The organism is Actinomadura formosensis (assembly GCF_050948385.1).
Taxonomy (GTDB): domain Bacteria; phylum Actinomycetota; class Actinomycetes; order Streptosporangiales; family Streptosporangiaceae; genus Spirillospora; species Spirillospora formosensis.
In genome coordinates, this window is record NZ_CP192011.1 from 6704332 (window position 1) to 6723099 (window position 18768).

Annotated in this window: 18 protein-coding genes; 8 read left to right on the top strand and 10 right to left on the bottom strand. The window is 71.7% G+C overall.

Features of this window, described 5'->3' with window-relative positions; all coding sequences use genetic code 11:
- Positions 1-288: 288 nt before the first annotated feature.
- A complete protein-coding gene (locus ACQP1N_RS31410; RefSeq protein ID WP_433227881.1) occupies positions 289-1134 on the bottom strand; it encodes a phosphatase in 846 nt (281 codons plus the stop codon).
- The gene (locus ACQP1N_RS31415) at positions 1131-2345 is read right to left on the bottom strand and encodes an acetoin utilization protein AcuC (protein ID WP_407642182.1); all 1215 of its coding nucleotides are present in this window, start codon (positions 2343-2345) and stop codon (positions 1131-1133) included. Before ACQP1N_RS31415 ends, ACQP1N_RS31410 begins: the two co-directional genes overlap by 4 nt.
- 156 nt (positions 2346-2501) lie before the next feature.
- On the opposite strand from ACQP1N_RS31415, the gene ACQP1N_RS31420 reads away from it, so the two are divergent.
- Positions 2502-3491 carry an alpha/beta hydrolase gene (locus ACQP1N_RS31420; RefSeq protein WP_131732399.1) on the top strand — a complete coding sequence of 330 codons (990 nt, stop codon included), beginning with the start codon at positions 2502-2504 and terminating at the stop codon, positions 3489-3491.
- A gap of 34 nt (positions 3492-3525) precedes the next feature.
- Here ACQP1N_RS31420 and proC read toward each other — a convergent pair whose 3' ends face one another.
- The 7 genes from proC to ACQP1N_RS31455 form a co-directional block, all read right to left on the bottom strand.
- Positions 3526-4320, bottom strand: coding sequence for a pyrroline-5-carboxylate reductase (gene proC / locus ACQP1N_RS31425; protein ID WP_433227882.1), 795 nt, complete (start codon positions 4318-4320; stop codon positions 3526-3528).
- Between the two features lie 54 nt (positions 4321-4374).
- Positions 4375-5295: a proline dehydrogenase family protein gene (locus tag ACQP1N_RS31430; protein WP_433232881.1), complete on the bottom strand. Its 921-nt coding sequence runs from the start codon at positions 5293-5295 to the stop codon at positions 4375-4377.
- A 64-nt stretch (positions 5296-5359) separates the two neighbouring features.
- Positions 5360-6526, bottom strand: coding sequence for an LCP family protein (locus tag ACQP1N_RS31435; RefSeq protein WP_067802435.1), 1167 nt, complete (start codon positions 6524-6526; stop codon positions 5360-5362).
- A 107-nt stretch (positions 6527-6633) separates the two neighbouring features.
- Positions 6634-7368, bottom strand: a complete 735-nt coding sequence (locus tag ACQP1N_RS31440) for an ABC transporter permease (protein WP_433227883.1) — start codon at positions 7366-7368, stop codon at positions 6634-6636.
- Complete coding sequence (locus tag ACQP1N_RS31445; RefSeq protein ID WP_067802429.1) at positions 7365-8111, bottom strand: ABC transporter ATP-binding protein; 747 nt, start codon at positions 8109-8111, stop codon at positions 7365-7367. The genes ACQP1N_RS31440 and ACQP1N_RS31445 overlap by 4 nt, the downstream gene beginning before the upstream one ends.
- A gap of 51 nt (positions 8112-8162) precedes the next feature.
- Entirely contained in the window at positions 8163-8756 is a 594-nt protein-coding gene (locus ACQP1N_RS31450) for a TetR family transcriptional regulator (RefSeq protein ID WP_067802426.1), read from the bottom strand.
- Positions 8753-9637 carry a sugar phosphate isomerase/epimerase family protein gene (locus ACQP1N_RS31455; RefSeq protein ID WP_067802423.1) on the bottom strand — a complete coding sequence of 295 codons (885 nt, stop codon included), beginning with the start codon at positions 9635-9637 and terminating at the stop codon, positions 8753-8755. Before ACQP1N_RS31455 ends, ACQP1N_RS31450 begins: the two co-directional genes overlap by 4 nt.
- A gap of 165 nt (positions 9638-9802) precedes the next feature.
- On the opposite strand from ACQP1N_RS31455, the gene ACQP1N_RS31460 reads away from it, so the two are divergent.
- The 7 genes from ACQP1N_RS31460 (at position 9803) to ACQP1N_RS31490 (ending at position 18031) form a co-directional block, all read left to right on the top strand.
- Complete coding sequence (locus tag ACQP1N_RS31460) at positions 9803-10513, top strand: class I SAM-dependent methyltransferase (RefSeq protein WP_433227884.1); 711 nt, start codon at positions 9803-9805, stop codon at positions 10511-10513.
- A 36-nt stretch (positions 10514-10549) separates the two neighbouring features.
- A complete protein-coding gene (locus tag ACQP1N_RS31465; RefSeq protein ID WP_433227885.1) occupies positions 10550-11626 on the top strand; it encodes an alpha/beta fold hydrolase in 1077 nt (358 codons plus the stop codon).
- Positions 11627-11656: 30 nt separating this feature from the next.
- Positions 11657-13081, top strand: a complete 1425-nt coding sequence (gene radA / locus ACQP1N_RS31470) for a DNA repair protein RadA (RefSeq protein ID WP_067802414.1) — start codon at positions 11657-11659, stop codon at positions 13079-13081.
- Between the two features lie 179 nt (positions 13082-13260).
- Complete coding sequence (gene disA, locus ACQP1N_RS31475; RefSeq protein WP_242608624.1) at positions 13261-14289, top strand: DNA integrity scanning diadenylate cyclase DisA; 1029 nt, start codon at positions 13261-13263, stop codon at positions 14287-14289.
- 87 nt (positions 14290-14376) lie between these two features.
- Positions 14377-15255 (top strand): A/G-specific adenine glycosylase, encoded by an 879-nt coding sequence (locus ACQP1N_RS31480; RefSeq protein WP_067802408.1) that lies wholly within the window; start codon positions 14377-14379, stop codon positions 15253-15255.
- A gap of 81 nt (positions 15256-15336) precedes the next feature.
- The gene (add, locus tag ACQP1N_RS31485) at positions 15337-16326 is read left to right on the top strand and encodes an adenosine deaminase (protein WP_067802405.1); all 990 of its coding nucleotides are present in this window, start codon (positions 15337-15339) and stop codon (positions 16324-16326) included.
- 124 nt (positions 16327-16450) lie between these two features.
- Positions 16451-18031 carry a protein kinase domain-containing protein gene (locus tag ACQP1N_RS31490; RefSeq protein WP_433227886.1) on the top strand — a complete coding sequence of 527 codons (1581 nt, stop codon included), beginning with the start codon at positions 16451-16453 and terminating at the stop codon, positions 18029-18031.
- Between the two features lie 61 nt (positions 18032-18092).
- Here the strand turns inward: ACQP1N_RS31490 and ACQP1N_RS31495 are convergent, their stop codons facing one another.
- Entirely contained in the window at positions 18093-18728 is a 636-nt protein-coding gene (locus ACQP1N_RS31495) for a hypothetical protein (RefSeq protein ID WP_084263201.1), read from the bottom strand.
- Between the last annotated feature and the right edge of the window lie 40 nt (positions 18729-18768).

The window sequence follows — 18768 nt, forward strand, 5'->3', positions numbered from 1 at the left end:
CTTCCTCCAGCGTAAATCGCGCACCGGCAGTCGCAAGAGGGGAGTTCCGCACATTTCCGTATCCCGACCTGACCGTGGGGATACAGTGTCGATTCCATACTCAACGTGGACGTAACGGCACTATCCGTGTCACAACGAACGGTCGTCAACCAGGATCCCGCACTGACCTGCGGTTCCGCTGCCCTCGATGGCGTCGCACAAGCTCATCCGTCCCGTTACGGCGGCCTTGTCACCCCCTGTGACATGCCGGACGGGCACCGGTCGGCCGGGCGCGGGCTGGGACGGGGCTCAGCCCGCCGGGGCCAGCCCCGCCCGATCAAGGATGTAGGCGGTCAGCGGCGCGTAGTGGCGCGGGGAGACACCGTCGTCGAGCGGGACGACGACATCGATCTTGCCCTCGGCGGCCCCGGCGAACAGCGCGGGGTCGTTACAGTCCGCGAACCCCACGGTGTCGATGCCGGCCTGACCGGCGGCTCCGGCCCAGCCGTGATCAGCGATGGCCAGATCCGGCCAAATATCAGGTTTAGCCTCCACCGACTCCCCGGAAGCGCTAGGGGACAGCTCCCGGAGCATGGCCTCCATCGGGTGCGGGTCGTGCGTGTGGTGGGTCCGGTAGTCGTCGCCCTCCAGCATCGCGACACCGTGCTCGGCGTAGACGAGGCGGCGCAGGTCCAGGCCGCCGTACCCGGTCTCGATCTCATACGTCCAGCCGGTCGCGGGCGTCAGCACCCGGCAGCCCGCCTCGGTCAGCGCACGCGCCACCGCCTGGTAGAGCGGCGTCAGCGTGGCCGGGTGACCGGTCGCGATGACCACGTTCTCCCTGCGGCGGGCCGCGAGGCCGATGCGGTCGCCCATCGCCTCAAGCATGTCGAGCGTGATGTCGGGATCGATGGTGTCGTCGCCGTACAGATGCCTGGGGTCGGGGCTGACTCCGCACCGCTCGACCATCATCTCCAGCACGGTCCGCTCCGTCCACGACGGCTTCAGCTCCAGGCCGAACTGGTAGTACGGGTTGCCGGCGGCCATCCGCCGGTAGTGCAGCAGGTTGTTCTGGCGCGGTGTCGCGACATCGCCCGCGATCATCGTGCGGACGAGGTGGGCGCGCAGCTCGTCCCTGCCCGGCGCGGGGGTCACTCGTCCGTCAGCGGGTCGAGGCCGTGCTCGGGGAACACCGCCCGCCGCGTCGCCAGCACCGCCTGGTCGATGGGACTGCTCGGGTCGTAGCCGTTCCCCCACCTGCTGACCTCCACCACTTGCGTTCCGTCCGTCATCCGGCGCGGGGCGATCTCCTCGGTCCGCCGCCGGACGAAGTCGCGCCACTCCCGCGGGGTCTCGGTGTCCGGCGCGATCGGCCCGCCCGCGGCCTCCGCCAGCAGATGCGTCCACGCGCGCGGCACCACCTGCACCAGTTCGTAGCCGCCGCCCCCGGTGAGCACCCAGCGGCCGCCCGCCGTCTCGTGCGCCAGCCGGTGCAGCAGCGCGTAGGCCGTCCGCTGGCCGTCCACGCTGAGGAGGAGGTGCGCGAGCGGGTCGAGCGCGTGCCCGTCCGCGCCCTGCTGGGTGACGAGGACGTCCGGCCGGAACCGGTGCAGCAGCGGCGGGATGATCGCGTCGAACGCGCGCAGCCACTGCCGGTCGCCGGTACCGGGCGGCAGGGAGATGTTGACGGAGGTGCCGTCCGCGCCCGTCTCGTCCGGGAAGCCCGTGCCCGGGAACAGCGTGCGCGGCGTCTCGTGCAGGCTGATCGTCAGGACGCGCGGGTCGTCGTAGAAGGCGTCCTGCACGCCGTCGCCGTGGTGGACGTCGATGTCGACGTAGGCGACGCGTTCGGCGCCGTTCTCCAGCAGCCAGGCGATCGCGATCGCCGGGTCGTTGTAGACGCAGAACCCGCTGGCGGCGCCGCTCAGCGCGTGGTGCAGGCCGCCGGAGATGTTCGCGGCATGCTCGGCGCGGCCCGTCCAGACCGCCTCGGCGGCGGCGACCGAAGCGCCGGCGACCAGGGCGGACGCCTCGTGCATGCCGAGGAAGACCGGGTTGTCGGGGGTGCCGAGGCCGTGCCGGATCTCGGGCAGCCCGGTCGCGCCGGCCTGCTTGACCGCCGCGATGTAGGACTCCTCGTGGACGAGCCGGAGCAGCTTGTCGCCCGCCGCCTCGAACGCCGAGACCCGCACGTTGGGACGGTCCAGGACGCCGAGCTCCCGGGCCAGCGCCATCGTCAGCTCGACGCGCACGGGGTTCATGGGGTGGCCGGGGCCGAAGTCGTAGGAGATGAGCCGCTCGTCCCAGAAGATCTCAAGCCCGCAGTTCTCGGGACCGGAGCGCGGGGACGGCGCGGGACTGCTCATGACCTCACGGTATCGCGCCCGTCACGTGGCCCGGCTCACACGCCCTGCCCGGCCGCCGCTGCGGTCTTCAAGGATTCAGTACGAAACTGTGACGTGAATTACTCCGTAAAACGGGGCATACAGGTCAGACAACGCGAAATATCAAAGGGGGGTCAGATGGACAGCCCGAGCGTTCGCAGCCGAGCAATCAGCGGCGCTCTGCGTCTGGGCGTCCGTCCGCTTCTGCACTACCTCCCCGGCCACGCCACCGGCATCCGCACCGCCCGCTCCACGGTCGACGCCGCGTCGCTGCTGCTGCGGCCGGGCTCCGGTGTCCGGATCGAGGGACTCAACGAGCGGTCCGCGGACGGCGACGGCGACGGCGACGAGCGTCCGATCAGGGGCGAGTGGGTCATCCCCCGGGACGTCCCGGAGGGAAAGGCCGACGGCGCCATCCTGTACCTGCACGGCGGCGGCTACGTGGTCTGCTCGCCGCGCACGCACCGTCCGATCACCTCGCGGCTCGCGCACGACACGGGCCTGCCCGTCCTCGCGCCCCGGTACCGGCTCGCGCCCGAGCATCCGTTCCCGGCGCCGCTGGAGGACGCCGTCAGCGCCTACCGGTTGCTGCTCGCGCGGAACATTCCCGCCTCCCGCATCGTCGTCGCGGGCGACTCGGCCGGCGGGCACCTCGCCGCCGCGCTCGCCGGCGAGCTGTGCCGGCTCGGCCTGCCGATCCCCGCCGGGCTCGCCCTGTTCTCCCCCTGGGTGGACCTGACCTGCGAACTCGCCATCCAGGCGCAGCGCCGCGCCCGCGACCCCTACATCAGCCCCGCCTCGGCACGCCGGATCGCCCGCCTCGTGGTGGGGTCCGCCGGCTTCAAGGACCCGCGGCTGGCCCTGCTCACCTGCGCCTGGACGAACACGCCGCCCGTCCTCATCCAGGTCGGCGGCGCCGAGGTCCTGCGCGCCGAGGCCGAGGCGTTCGCGGACGCGCTGAAGCGCGCCGGCGCGTCCTGCGAGCTCCAGGTCTGGAACGGGCAGATGCACGTCTTCCAGATCCTGAACCGCGTCCTGCCCGAGGCGAGCGAGGCGATGCGCGGCGCGGCCCGATTCGTCTGCACCGTCACCCACCACGCCGCGCCGCGACGGAACAAGGCGGCCTAGGCACGGCCGCGCCCCGCACCCGGGCGCCGGGCGGTCAGCCGCCCGCCAGCTCGCGGCCCCGGTCGCGGGCCGCCTCGATCGCCTCCAGGACGGCGGCGCGGACACCGTGCCGCTCCAGCTCCCGGATCGCCGAGATCGTCGTCCCGCCCGGGGAGGTGACCGCCTCCCGCAGCAGCACCGGATGCTCACCCGAGTCACGGAGCATGATCGCCGCGCCCACGGCCGACTGGATCACCATCTCCAGCGCGGCGGCGCGCGGCATGCCGAGCAGGATGCCGGCGTCCACCATCGCCTCGACCAGGTAGTAGAAGTACGCCGGGCCGCTGCCGGACAGGGCCGTCGCGCCGTCCTGCAGCGACTCCGGGATGCGCAGCACCTTCCCGACCGGGGACAGCAGTTCCTCGGCCCGTTTCAGGTGCTCCTCCGCCGCGTGCGACCCGGGCGAGATCACGCTCATCGCCTCGTCCACGTGGACGGGCGTGTTCGACATGACGCGGACGACGGGCACGCCCTCCGGCAGCCGCGCCTCGACGAACCCCGTGGTGATGCCCGCCGCCATCGAGATCACCAGCCGGCCGGGCGGGACGTGCGCGCTGATCTCGTCCAGCAGGGCCCCCATGTCCTGCGGCTTGACCGCGAGGATCAGCGTCTCGGCCTTCGCGGCGGCCTCGGTGTTCGGCACGACCTCGATGCCGTACCGCTCGCGCAGCAGCGCGCGCCGCTCCTCGCGGCGCGCGGTCGCCATCAGCTCCGACGGGCGGCGGCCGGCCCGCAGCACCCCGGACAGCAGCGCCTCGCCCATCTTCCCGGCACCCAGAATCGCGATCATCGGCATACCTTGACGTGGGGATTCATCGACCGGCCCAGCCTATAGCCGCGCGGTTCACGCCCGTCCGGCAACGGAGCGCAGGAAGAAGCGGAGGTTGGCGGGACGCTCCGCGAGGCGCCGCATGAAGTACTGGTACCACTCGCGCCCGTACGCGACGTAGACGCGGACCTGCGCGCCCTGTGCGGCGAGCCTGCGCTGCTCCTGCGGACGGATCCCGTAGAGCATCTGGTACTCGAAGGTGTCGGCGTCGCGCTCATGCAGGATCGACAGCGCCCCGGCGATGTCGATGAGCCGTGGGTCGTGCGTGGCGAGCATCGGGTAGCCCTTGCCCGCCATCAGGACCTTCATACAGCGGACGTACGACTTGTCGATCTCGTCCTTGTCAGTGAAGGCCACCGCCGCCGGTGCCGCATACGCGCCCTTGCACAGCCTTACGCGTGACCCCTCGTAGGCCAGTTCCGCACAGTACTCCTCGGCCCGCCGCAGATATGACTGGATGACCGCCCCCACGTCCGGGAAGTCACGCCGGAGCTCGTGGACGATCCCAAGGGTCGAATCGACGGTCGTGTGCTCTTCCATGTCGAGAGTGACCGTCGTACTGGCGGAACGGGCGGCCGCGCACACTCGCTTGGCGTTCTCCAAGGCGAGGTCTTCATCGAACGTCTGGCCGATGGCCGACAGCTTCAACGACACCTCGGCGCGTGTGCCGAGACCGGCGGCGCCCAGCCGTTCCAGCAGTTCGACGTAGTGCTCGACGTTCGCCTCGGCGCGGCCCTTGTCGTGGGTGTCCTCGCCCAGGACGTCCAGCGTGACGAGCAGCCCCTCGCCGGTCAGCTCCCCGGTGACGCGTGTCGCGTCCTCGATCGTCTCCCCGGCGATGAAGCGGCGGACGACGTCGCCGGTGAACGGCGCGGTCTCCACGACCCTGCGCGCGCCGCCACTGCGCGACGCGGCGAGCAACGCCTGACGAAGCACCGTACGCACCCCTTGCTCCCTGGGCCCCTACCCGTCCCAGGTTATGCCCGCCGCGGGCCGGCGATCACGAAACGGTGCCCAGGCTGTTGCCGCCGCCGTACTGTTTGACGTACTCGGCCATCTCGGCGCTCTTCACGGCCTCGAACAGCTGTTTCGCCTTCGTCCCGTCCAGGAACACGACGCTCTGCTTGCCGCGCATGCCGGTGCCCTTGTGCGGCAACGTCATGAACATCACGTCCGACGCCCGGACGTCCCGCATGCTCAGCGCCAGCGAGCGCAGGTCGCCCGCCGACACGCCCTCGTCCACGCTGATCGACTTGCTGAGCGCGGACAGGAACCGGTCGAGCTTGAGCGGGTTGGTGAGCGTGCCCCGGTCCGCGGCCTGCTTGGCGAGCGCGCCGAGGAACGCCTGCTGCCGCTTGATCCGGTCGAAGTCGCCGTTCGGCAGGTTGTAGCGCTGCCGGACGAACAGCAGCGCCTCCTCGCCGTCGAGCTTCTGCCTGCCCGCCGTCCACTGCTTCTTGCGGGCCGGGTCGTACACGCTCTGCTTGACGTTGACGGTGACGCCGCCGAGCGCGTCCGTCATCGCCTTGAACCCCTCGAAGTCGATCGCGCCGTAGTGGTCGATGCGGACGCCGGTGAGGTTCTCCATCGTCTCGATCAGCAGTTTCGGCCCGCCGAACGAGAACGCCGCGTTGATCTTCTGGTTGCCGTAGCCGGGGATCTCGACCCACGAGTCGCGCGGGAACGAGATCACGTACGCCTTCTTCCGGTCCGCCGGCAGGTGCAGCAGCATGATCGTGTCAGTGCGCTGCCGCCCCGGCTTCCAGACCTGGTTACCCTCCCCGGTCGTGCCGCCTTCGGCCCGCGAGTCCGAGCCGACGAGCAGCCAGTTCTCGGTTCCCTCCACGTTCGGCCCCGGCCGCTTCGCCCCGGTGTCCGGCATCACTCCCTTGATCCGGTCGATGTTGCCGTTGTAGGACGACTGGCGCTGCCACAGCAGGCCGCCGAGCCCGGCCACGACCAGCGCCAGGAACACCCCTACCGCGATCAGGACGCGGGGCCAGCGCCGCTTCCGCTTGCGCTCGGCGCCGTCCGAGGCCCCCCAGAACGCGCCCTCGGCGTCACTTTCGGGAGCCTCCTTGGCGCCCGCGGCCTGGTCGGCGGCGTGCGGCTGCGGAGCCTCCGCGGGCCGCTGCGGCCCCGGTGGCCCGTGCTCTGGGGAGGTCATGGCGCGAAGCTACCAGCCCGATAGAGCACGGAGAGCCTGATTGCCCCCACCTGTCCGGTTGAGGAGCGACACACCGCCGCGTGTAAACCTCGGCCGCCGTTCACGGGTCATGCCGTACGGCGGCGGAGGGTGATGGCGCCCAGGACGAGGGACGTGATCGTGAAGGCGGCGATGACGGCCACGTCCAGGGCCAGGGTGCCGGTGAAGTCGGGGGTGGCGCTGATCTGCTGCATGCCCTCCACCGCGTAGGACAGCGGCAGGACGTCCGCGATCGCCTGGAGCCAGGACGCCATCTTCTCGCGCGGGTAGATCAGCCCGCACAGCAGCAGCTGCGGCAGGACGAGCGCGGGCATGAACTGGACGGCCTGGAACTCGGTCCGCGCGAACGCGCTGGCCAGCAGGCCGAGGGCCATGCCGAGCAGGGCGTCCAGCAGGGCGACGAGGATGAGCGAGCCGAGCGAGCCGTGCAGGTCGAGGCCGAGCCAGGTCAGCGAGATCGCCAGCACGACGGCGACCTGGACGAGCGCGAGCAGCCCGAACGCGAGCGCGTAGCCGGTCAGCAGGTCCAGCTTGGCGAGCGGCATGGTCATCAGCCGTTCGAGGGTGCCGCTCGTCCGCTCGCGGAGGGTGGCGATGCTGGCCACGACGAACATGACCGTGAACGGGAACAGGCCGAGCAGCATCGGGCCGATCCGGTCGAACAGCACCGGCTGGTCGAACACGTACCGCAGCAGGACCATGAGCAGCGTCGGCACGCCGACCAGCAGCGCGAGCGTGCGGTGGTCGTGCTTGAGCTGCGCGAGGATACGCCGCATCGTGGCGAAGGTGATGGCCGCGCTCATGCGGGACTCCCTGCCTTCTCATTGATCAGCCGGAGGAACGCCGCCTCCAGGTCGGAGGTCCGGGTGCGCGAGCGCAGCTCCTCCGGGGTGCCATCGGCGAGGACCGCCCCCTCGCGCATCATCAGCAGCCGGTCGGTGCGGCGCGCCTCGTCCATGACGTGGCTGGACACGACGAGCGTGGCGCCCCCGTCGGCCAGGTCCCGGAACAGCTCCCACAGCTCCTGCCGCAGCACCGGGTCGAGGCCGACGGTCGGCTCGTCCAGGACGATCAGCTCGGGCGAGCCGAGCAGCGCGACGGCGAGGTTGAGGCGGCTGAGCTGCCCGCCGGACAGCGTCGCCGCGGTCTGGCCGCGGTTGCGGCCGAGCCCGACCTCGTCGATGACGCGGTCGGCGTCCGAGCGGGGCGCGCGCAGGACGGACGCGAAGTAGCGCAGGTTCTCGGCGACGGTCAGGTCGGCGTACACGGCCGGGGACTGCGTCGCGTATCCGACGCGGCGCCGCAGGGCGGACGATCCGGCCGGCGCGCCGAGCACCGTCACCGTGCCGCCCGCCACGATCTGGACGCCGACGAGCGCCCTGATCAGCGTGGTCTTCCCGCAGCCGCTCGGGCCGATCAGGCCGGCGATCTCGCCGCGCGGGATGTCGAAGGTGAGCCCGTGCAGGACCTCCCGGCCGCCGCGGGCGACCCGCAGGTCGCGCACCCGGACGGCCGGCTCCTGGTTCACCGGGCTAGAACTCATCATGTGTTGAATTTATGTGCGCGGCGGAGCCCGGTCAAGGAGGCCCGGCGAAGCTCAGGCCGATGTCAGATAACGCTGGATGACCGGTGAAACCAGCGCGACCAGTTCCTCCTCCGGAACCGACGCCATCGGCTCGACGCGCAGGACGTACCGCAGGATCATCAGGCCGATCATCTGCCCCGCCGCCGCCTGGATCTGCGCGTGCGGGACGTCCAGCGCCTGCCGCGCCCGCTCGGTCAGCGCGACCGTGACGAACTCGCGCAGCAGCGTCGCCGCCCGCTCGTTCGTCATCGCCGAGCGGAGCATCGCCAGCAGCGGCGCGCGGCGGTCGGCGTCCCCCCACACCGCCAGGAACGCGCGGACGACCGCCTCACCGAGCCGGTCGCGCGGGACCGACATGATGCGCGGCAGCAGGACCGACGGGTCCACCGGGAAGCGCATCGCCTCGACGAACACGCCGTCCTTGCTGCCGAAGAAGTGGTGGACGAGCGCGGGATCGACGCCGGCGGCGCGGGCGATGGCGCGCACCGAAACGCCGTCGTAGCCCTTCTCGGCGAACATCTCGCGCGCCGCGGCCAGGATCTTCTCGCGCGTCTCCGTCGGGCCGGGACGGCGCCCCGGCCCCCGGCGCCCGGTGGTCTCGGTCACCGCACGCCCCGGCGGGTGACCTCCCCGGCCGGCGTGACCTCCCAGGTGCGGTCGGCGGCGGCCAGGTGCAGGCGGGCGAACGCCAGGGCCTCGGCGAGGTCCTCCATCCGCTCGACCCGGCTGGTCGCGCGCCGCGTGTTCACCTCCAGGACGATGTGCCCCCGGAAGCCGCCTTCGGCGAGGTTCTCCAGCATCGCCCCGCACGGCTGGTTGCCGCGGCCCGGGACGAGATGCTCGTCCTTGTTGGTGATGCCCACACCATCGGCGAGATGGATGTGCCGCAGACGGTCCCCCAGGTCGCCCGCCATGTCGACGGCGTCCGACCCCGAGACGGCGGTGTGGGACAAGTCGAGGGTGACGTACGGGTAGTCCTGGTCGACGGGATTCCAGTCGGGCAGGTACATGCCCGCTTCCGCACCGCGCGCCTTGAGCGGGAACATGTTCTCCACCGCGAACAGGACATCCGTCTCGTCCTGCATACGGGCCAGGCCCTCGACGAACTCCTTGGCGTAATCACGCTGCCAGCGGAACGGCGGATGGACGACAACGACCTCCGCGCCCAGTTCCTCGGCGACCTCCTTGGAGCGCACCAGCTTGCCCCAGGGCTCACGCCCCCACACCCGCTGGGTGAGCAGCAGGCAGGGCGCGTGGATCGACTTGATGGGGACCTGGTGGTAGTCGGACAGGCGGCGCAGGACGTTCAGATCCTGCGACGAGGCGTCCGTGGAGACCATGACCTCGATGCCGTCGTAGCCCAGGAGCGCGGCGATCTCGAACGCGCTCGGTACCTTCTCCGGGTAGACCGACGCGGTGGAGAGCGTGATCGGCGCGTCCGGGACCCGCAGAGCGGGTGAACGGACGCCGTTGTGCTGCGGGGTCAAGGCTTCCTCGCCAGGAATGATCGCTCGACGGTGTTCATCAGGTTCGCAAGGCAAAGCCTATGCGGCGGCGGCCGTGATGAAACAACCGCCGCGAGTGATCCTCCTTGCTCCGTCCCCATGGACGCGCCATTGATGCGTGCCGGGCCCCGGCTACGCTCTGTTTCCGTGGCCGAGATCGCGCCGGGCGCCGTGCCGAGCCCCAACATCTGGAACTCCCCGCAGGTCTACGAACTGGAGAACCGCGCCGTCGACCCCGACGGCGTCCTCGCCGACGCGATGCGCGCGATCCGCCCGTGGAAGGGGGCGGACGTCCTGGACCTCGGCTGCGGCACCGGCTTCCACCTCCCGTTCTTCGCCGCGGACGCGCACCGGGTGATCGGCGTCGAGCCGCACGCGGGCCTCGCCTCGGCCGCCGCCCGCCGCACCCGCGGCCTGCCCAACGTGACCGTCCGTACCGGCGCGGCGCAGGCGCTGCCGCTCCCGGACGCCTCGATCGACGTCGTCCACGCCCGGTGGGCGTACTTCTTCGGGCCGGGCTGCGAACCCGGTCTCGCCGAACTCGACCGGGTCGTCCGGCGCGGCGGGGCGATCTTCATCATCGACAACGACGCCACCCGCTCCACGTTCGGCCGCTGGTTCCGCCGCGGCCTGCCGAAATATGACCCCGGGGCGGTCGAGCGCTTCTGGACGCGCCGCGGCTTCGCCCGCGAGCCGCTGACGATCCGGTGGTCGTTCCAGAACCGGGACGATCTCACCGCCGTCCTGCGGATCGAGTTCCCGCCGGGCCTCGCGGACGCCTGCCTGCGCGAGGTCGACGCCGCGGGAGCCGGCTTCGAGGTGGACTATGCGGTGAATTTGTGGTGGCGTTGCCCCTGAGTTACCGACGGGTTGGTCATCCGGGAGGAACGGAGCATGGGCAACGCCGCCACCACGAGCCGTGTCACCGCTGGAAGAGCGTTCGGCGGCCTGCTCGCCGCCACCGCCGTCGGCGCCGCCGGAGCCGGCGCCGGACTCCTCGCCCAGCGCCGCGCCCTGCGCCGCCTCCAGCTGCGCCCCGACCCGTTCGCCGGCGAGCCGTTCGGCTCGCTGCGCGGCCGCCCGACGCCCGTCCGCGCCGACGACGGCACCCGCCTGTACGCCGAGATCGACGGCGAGGAGCGCACCGACCTCGCCGTCGTCTTCTCGCACGGCTGGACGCTCACCCAGGACTCCTGGCACTTCCAGCGCAAGGCGCTGCGCGGCCTCGGCCGCCTGGTGTTCTGGGACCACCGCGGCCACGGCCGTTCCGACGGCGGCGGCCGCGACGGCTACTCCCTCGGCCGCCTCGCCGGCGACCTCGCCGCCGTGATCGAGGCCACCGTCCCCGCCGACACCCCCGTCGTCCTCGTCGGGCACTCCATGGGCGGCATGACCGTCATGCGGTACGCCGACGAGAACCCCGGCCTGATCGGACGCAGGGTCCTCGCCACCGGCCTGCTGTGCACCTCGTCCGGCGGGCTCGGCGAGGTCACCCTGGGCCTGCCCGCGCTGGTCGCGCGCACCACCCGGCGCGTCCTGCCCCGCGCCCTCGGCGCCCTCGGCGCGGGCGCCGGCGCCATCGAGAAGGTCCGCCACTTCGGCCGCGACGTCACCACCCTCGTCGAGGACCTCATCGCCTTCGGCCCGGACGCCAGCCCCGCCGCGGTCGCCTTCGCCGAGCAGATGATGATCGAGACCCGCATGGACGCCTTCGCCGACTACTTCCGCTCGATGATCACGACCGAGGTCATCAGCGACTGCGCGTCCCTCGCCGCCGCCGACACCCTCGTCCTCGGCGGCGAGAACGACGTGCTCACCCCCGTCGAGCACAGCATCAAGATCGCCTCCTGCGTGCCGTCCGGCCGCCTGGAGATCATCCCCACCGCCGGGCACATGGCCATGCTCGAACGCCCCGGCACCGTCTCCGACCACCTCGGCGACCTGATCGAACGGGCCCATAAGGAGCGCTGACTGTCGGGGCCGGGCTCTAGGCTGCCGCGCATGGCGAAGGCTAAGACGGCCAAGGCGGCCTATCGGTGCTCGGAGTGCGGGTGGCAGACGTCCAAATGGGTCGGGCGCTGCGGCGAGTGCCAGACGTGGGGGACGGTCACCGAGGCGGCGTCCGCGACACCGGCGCGGGTCGTGGCCGCCGGGCCGGTCAGCGCGCCGGCGCGGCCGATCGGGCAGGTGGACGTCCGGTCCGCGCAGACACGCCCCACCGGCCTGGACGAGCTGGACCGGGTGCTCGGCGGCGGCATCGTCCCCGGGGCCGTGCTGCTGCTCGCGGGCGAGCCGGGCATCGGCAAGTCGACGCTGCTGCTGGAGGTCGCCGCGCTGGCCTCGACGGGAGGCGAGGGCGCGGGCGGCAAGAACGTCCTCTATGTGACGGGTGAGGAGTCGGCCGAGCAGGTGCGGCTGCGCGCCGACCGGGTGGGGGCGATCACCGACCACCTGTATCTGGCGGCCGAGACCGAGCTTTCCGCGGTCCTCGGGCACATCGACACCGTCGAGCCCGCGCTGCTCGTGGTCGACTCCATCCAGACCATCGGAACGTCCGAGGCGGACGGCGCGCCCGGCGGCGTCACGCAGATCCGCGAGGTCGCCGCCAACCTGATCAGGGTCGCCAAGGAGCGCGGCATCACCGTCGTGCTGGTCGGCCACGTCACCAAGGAGGGCGCGATCGCCGGGCCGCGGCTGCTGGAGCACCTGGTCGACGTCGTCCTGTACTTCGAGGGCGACCGGCACTCCCGGCTCCGCATGATCCGCGCGGTGAAGAACCGCTACGGGCCCACCGACGAGCTGGGCTGCTTCGACCTGTCGGAGGTCGGCATCGTCGGCCTGCCGGACCCGAGCGGCCTCTTCCTCACCCGCCGCGAGGAACCCGTCCCCGGCACCTGTGTGACGGTCACGCTGGAAGGCCGCCGCCCCCTGGTCGCCGAGGTGCAGTCGCTCGTCGCCAAATCCCACCTGCCGGCGCCGCGGCGGGCCACGTCCGGGCTCGACACCTCCCGCGTCGCGATGGTCCTGGCCGTCCTCGCGCAACGCTGCAAGATCTCCATGCACGAACAGGACGTGTACGTCTCGACGGTGGGCGGGGTGCGGCTCACCGAGACGTCCGTCGACCTGGCCCTCGGCCTGGCCGTCGCGGGGTCCACGGTCGAGCAGGCCCTGTCCAACAGCCTGATCGCGCTGGGCGAGGTGGGGCTCGCCGGGGAGGTCCGGGTCGTGCCCGGCGTCCAGCGGCGGCTCGCTGAGGCGGCCCGGCTCGGGTTCAAGTACGCCGTCGTCCCGCGCGGCTCCCTCGAACTCGCCGACGGGTCACCGCTCAAACGCGCCGACCCCCAGCTCAGCAGCTACGAGGGCATGAAGGTGATGGAGGTCGACAGCCTGCAACAGGCCCTCCAGGTAGCGTTCACGGCCCCCTGACAGGGGCCGCGGCAAAGTATTACTTCACGTATTACTCCACACAACGCGGGCTTGCGACCTGGGGAGGAACCAGTCCGCGGCCCTCCTCGGTAAACTGGCGCCGTCCAGCGACCTCCGGGGGTCAGGTGCCATCACACGACAAGGGTCATGACGAACGACGCCGCGCCACATTGGCCGCGGTGGCCCCGGGCACCCAGATTCGCGACGGACTGGAGCGGATCCTTCGGGGCCACACCGGCGGCCTGATCGTGCTCGGCTACGACAAGCCCGTCAGGGAGCTGTGCACGGGCGGCTTCGAGCTCGACGTCGAATTCTCCGCGACCCGCCTTCGCGAACTCGCCAAGATGGACGGCGCGATCGTCCTCGACAACAGCCACACCCGCATCGTCCGCGCCGCCGTCCACCTCGTGCCCGACTCGACCATCCCGACCGAGGAGTCGGGGACGCGTCACCGCACCGCGGAACGCGTCGCCCGCCAGACCGGCCTTCCGATCATCTCGGTCAGCCAGTCGATGCACATCATCGCGCTGTATCTCGACGGAACCCGCTACGTCCTCGAAGACTCGGCGGCGATCCTGTCCAAGGCCAACCAGGCCCTGGCGACACTCGAACGCTACAAACTCCGCCTCGACGAGGTGTCGGGCACGCTCTCCGCCCTCGAAATCGAGGACCTCGTCACCGTCCGGGACGTCAGCGCCGTCGTCCAGCGCCTCGAAATGGTGCGCCGCATCGCCGACGAGATCGAGGGCTACGTCGTCGAACTCGGCACGGACGGCCGCCTGCTCTCCCTCCAGCTCGACGAGCTGGTCTCCGGCGTCGACGCGGACCGGGAGCTGATCGTCCGCGACTACCCCTCCGACGACACCCGCACCCGCGGCGTGGCCGCCATCCTCACCGCGCTGGACGCGCTCTCCGCCAACGAACTCCTCGACCTGTCCACGGTCGCCGAGGTGATGGGCTTCTCCGGCCCGGACGCCCTCGACCTGCCCGTCAGCCCCAAGGGCTGCCGCCTCCTCGCGAAGGTCCCCCGGCTGCCGAGCACGGTCGTCGAACGCCTCGTCGAGCACTTCGGCGGCCTGCAGAAACTCCTCGCCGCCAGCATCGACGACCTCCAGGCGGTCGGCGGCGTGGGCGAATCCCGGGCCCGCAGCGTCCGCGAGGGCCTCTCCCGGCTGGCCGAATCCTCCATCCTGGAACGCTATGTCTGATCGCGCCGCCCTCACCGCCGGGCACTAGGACGCCTCAGCGGACCGGGACGAGGGAACGCCCGCCGCGTGTCACAATGGCGGCGCGCCATGAACCTGAACTCCGTGTACACCGCCCCGATCCTCGACTGGTACGAGGCGAACGCCCGGGATCTTCCGTGGCGGGCGCCGGACGCGAGCCCGTGGGGCGTCCTGGTCAGCGAGATCATGCTCCAGCAGACACCGGTCGCGCGCGTCCTGCCCGTCTGGGACGCCTGGATGACGCGCTGGCCGGCACCCGCCGCGCTGGCCGCCGAACCGTCCGGCGAGGCCGTCCGGGCGTGGGGCCGGCTCGGCTACCCGCGCCGCGCGCTGCGCCTGCACGAGAGCGCCCGCGCGATCACCGAGCGGCACGGCGGCGAGGTCCCGTCCGCGCACGAGGAACTGCTGGCGCTCCCCGGCATCGGCGCCTACACGGCCGCGGCCGTCGCGAGCTTCGCGTTCCGGCAGCGGCACGCCGTCCTCGACACCAACGTCCGGCGCGTCCTGGCCCGGCTGCTGTCCGGTGCCGAGTATCCGCCCAAGTCGCAGACCAGGGCGGAGGTGCGGCTCGCGGAGAGCCTCCTGCCGGCCGATCCCCCGACCGCCGCCCGCTGGGGCGTCGCCGTCATGGAACTGGGCGCGCTGGTGTGCACCGCCCGCACACCCCGCTGCGTCGACTGCCCGGTGCTCGACAGGTGCGCGTGGCAGCTGGCCGGACGTCCCGCCTACGACGGGCCGCCGCGCCGGGGCCAGACGTACGCGGGCACCGACCGGCAGTGCCGCGGCCGCCTCCTCGCCGTCCTGCGCGACGCCGAAGGACCCGTCGCGAAACCGGCCCTCGACGCCGTCTGGTCGGACACCGTCCAGCGCGAACGCGCCCTCGACGCCCTCATCGCCGACGGCCTCGTCGACCCGCTGGACGACGGCCGCTACGCCCTCCCCGGCTGAACCGGGGCGCCGCGCCCGGCGTGCTCGTGCACGCGAATATTCGCTGGTCGTCCTGGGTGGCGCGCCCATACCGTAACGTCCGTGCGCGACCTGCTGACCCTGCCCAAAGCCCACCTGCACGTCCACCTCGAAAGCACCGTGCGGTGGACGACCCTCCGCGAGATCGGCGCGGCCAACGGTGTCCGGGTGCCCGGCGAGGTGGGCGCGTTCGGGGACTTCGCCTCCTTCTTCGCGCAGAACGACCTCGTGCGGGCCTGCCTGCGCCGTCCCGCCGACTTCCACCGGATCGCCTACGAGTTCTGCGCGGACGAGGCCGCGCAGGGCGTCCGGTACGCCGAGGTCTCGTTCACGGCGGCCGGCCACGGCGAACGCCTCGGTGACCTCGGCATGCCGCTCGCGGCCGTCCTGGACGGCCTGGAGGCCGGGCAGGACGCCTTCGGGATCGAGTGCCGCCTCATCCTCGACCACTCCCGGCGCCGCTCCGTCGAACGCGCCTGGCGCACCCTGGACCTCGCCCGCCGCCACGACCGCGTGGTGGCCGTCGGGCTCGCCGGCGACGAGGCGCACCCCGGCGCCCCGTTCGACGCGGTGTTCGCCGCCGCCCACGACGCCGGGCTGCACATCGTCCACCACGCCGGCGAAGGCGAGGGACCCGCGAGCATCCGCCACGCGATCGGCCCCGGCCGCACCGAGCGCCTGGGGCACGGCATCCGCGTCCTGGACGACCCCGATCTCGTGGCCGAGGTCCGCGACCGCGGCATCGCCCTCGAAGTCTGCCCATCGTCCAACGTCGCCCTGGGCTTCGCGCCCTCCCTCGGCGCCCACCCGCTCCCCCGCCTCCGCGACGCGGGCCTGACCGTGACCCTCAACACCGACATCCCCGCCCTGATCGGCACCCCCCTGGCCGCCGAGTACGCCCTCGTCCGCGACACGTTCGGCTACGACGACCCCACCCTCGCCGGCCTGGCCCGCGCCGCCGTCGACGCCTCCTTCGCCCCCACCGAAACCAAGCACCGGATGAACCAGGCCATCACCGATTGGCTGACCCGGCCCGCGGCACCCGGCGGTTAGCCCCCGGCTCACCGGCCACGTCCGCCTCCACGCGGAACCATCCTTTTCCGGCCCCTCCTGGACTATCTTCGGCTTCGGAACTTCCCCAACGGGGTCGCGGCGGGTGGCTGGGAGTTGAGGGCACTTGCGTGAAGGGCTGGAACTCGCTGGACGCTACCGGCTTGAGCGCCTTCTCGGCAGCGGCGGGATGGGAGAGGTCTGGCGCGCCGTCGATACGCGGCTGCGCCGCGCCGTGGCGGTGAAGACGCTGCGTGCTCATTCGCGCGCCGACTCCAGCCTCGTCACCCGTTTCCGGCGGGAGGCCGAGATCGCGGCGAGACTCCAGCATCCCGGCATCACCGTGGTGTTCGACTTCGGCGAACACGAGGGTCACCTGTTCCTCGTCATGGAGCTTCTTGAGGGCGAGGACCTCCGCAGCGTTCTGTCCAGGGAACCCCGGGGTCTGCCCATTCCCCGGGTGCTGGAGCTGGCACGGCAGATCGCCGAGGCCCTTTCCGCGGCGCACGCCGGCGGAATCGTCCATCGCGACATCAAGCCCGCCAACCTGATGGTCCTGGAGAGCGGCAGGGTCAAGATCTGCGATTTCGGCATCGCGCGTTTCGCCGAGGCGACGGCCGGCCTGACCGGGCGGGGAATCATCGGCACCCCCTCCTACATGGCGCCCGAGCAGCTTGAGGGCGGCCGGATCGACCAGCGAACCGACCTGTACGCGCTCGGCTGCGTGCTGTACCAGCTGGAGACCGGACGACCGCCTTTCCCCGGCGACAAGGGCATCGGCGCTTTGATGCACGCGCACCTCAACGTGCCGCCGCCGAGCCCGTGCGCCGTGCGCCCCGACGTTCCGGACGAACTGGATCGCCTGACCCGGGCACTCCTCGCCAAACGCGGCACCGAACGCCCGGCGGACGCGGCGACGGTGGCCGCGAAGTTCCGCGCGATCGAGGACGAGATCAAGAGCATGGGGCGCTCGTGGCACATTCGTCCCAGCGACCTTGAGGTCGACGCGACCGTGACGTTCGCGCAGGCGCTGGAGGGGGTGACGCTGCCCATCCGGCTGACACGCCCGGAGCGCTGTGCCAGATGCCGGGGAACGGGGGCCGGAGAAGGCACCGGTCTCCGCCGCTGCCCGCGCTGCGACGGCACCGGGCTGAGAAAGGAGGCCGCACCGGACGAGGACCCCTCGAATACGGCCTGCCCCGGCTGCTGGGGACGCGGCCTGATCGCGGATGACCCCTGCAGCGCCTGCGCCGGCCGCGGCCTGATCGACGCGGCCAGAGTCCTCGCCGCGAAGATTCCCGCCGGTGTGGGCCATGGGCAGTTCGTCCGCCTGAGAAACAAGGGAAAGCCAGGTGCCGACGGTGCGCCCGATGGGGACCTCTACGTCAGGATCAGCATCAGGCGGCATCCCGTTTTCGGCCGCCGCGGCGATCACCTGACCGTCACCGTTCCGATGAGCTACACGGAGGCCACGCAGGGCGGCGAGATCCGTGTTCCCGTCTTCGGCGGCCCGCCCGTCACTTTGCGCCTCCCCGCCGCAACGCCCTCGGGCCGCATATTCCGGGTACGGGGCCGTGGCGCGCCCCGCCGCGACGGCACCAGGGGAGACCTGCTGGTGACAATGGAGGTGCACGTTCCCCAGGACCCGGCCGGCAATGCCGCCGCCCTCCGCGAAGAACTCATCCTGCGCGCCAACACCCCCAAATAGCGGAAATCCGCGACCGCGACGCCGACCAAGCACGCCGACATGAGGGCACGGTCTCGGTTTTCTAGAGCCTGAGCAGGGAGCCGCTGCGGATCTCACGCAGGAAGGGATCGGTGTCGTCGAACCATTCGGGCTGCGTCCGGACGACGGGGTGGACGGGCAGGCCCAGGCGCGCTGCGGCCTCTTGGGCCGCGTCATGGGCCGCATCGCAGGGGACTTCGCCGATGACGAGGACTTCGACATCGGCCGGCTGGTCGCCCGGCACACCGTTGCAGCGGTCCGCCCAGGGGCCGAACAGGTAGAGCTCGTGGACGGCCCGCAGGACTCCGAACTCCTCCGCCACCACGGCGGCGGGGCCGAAGGTCAGCATCAGGAGCCGGGCCAGCGGGCCGTAGAGAGGGCTTTCGGTGTTCCGGGTGACCAGGCTTCCGGCGAGCGTCCGGCGCAGCGTGAGGAGGTCGGCTCGGGCCAGCCTGGCGACCTCGCGCATCACCGATGCGAGGTCGGTGCGGAGCATCACCGCGAGGTCCAGCATGGAGACCTCACGCTCTGGGCCGAGCAGGAGCCGGGCCAGCAGTTCCCCTTGCAGGTGCGACCGGAAGATCGGCAGCCTGGCCGGCGCACCCGACCGGACGTCCTGCCGGAACGCCCGGGTGATCCGCGCCTCCTCCAGATTCGGCCGCCGCCCGAACTGCGCCACAGCACCACCCTCATTCGATCTGATGTTCGAATATTAGGGG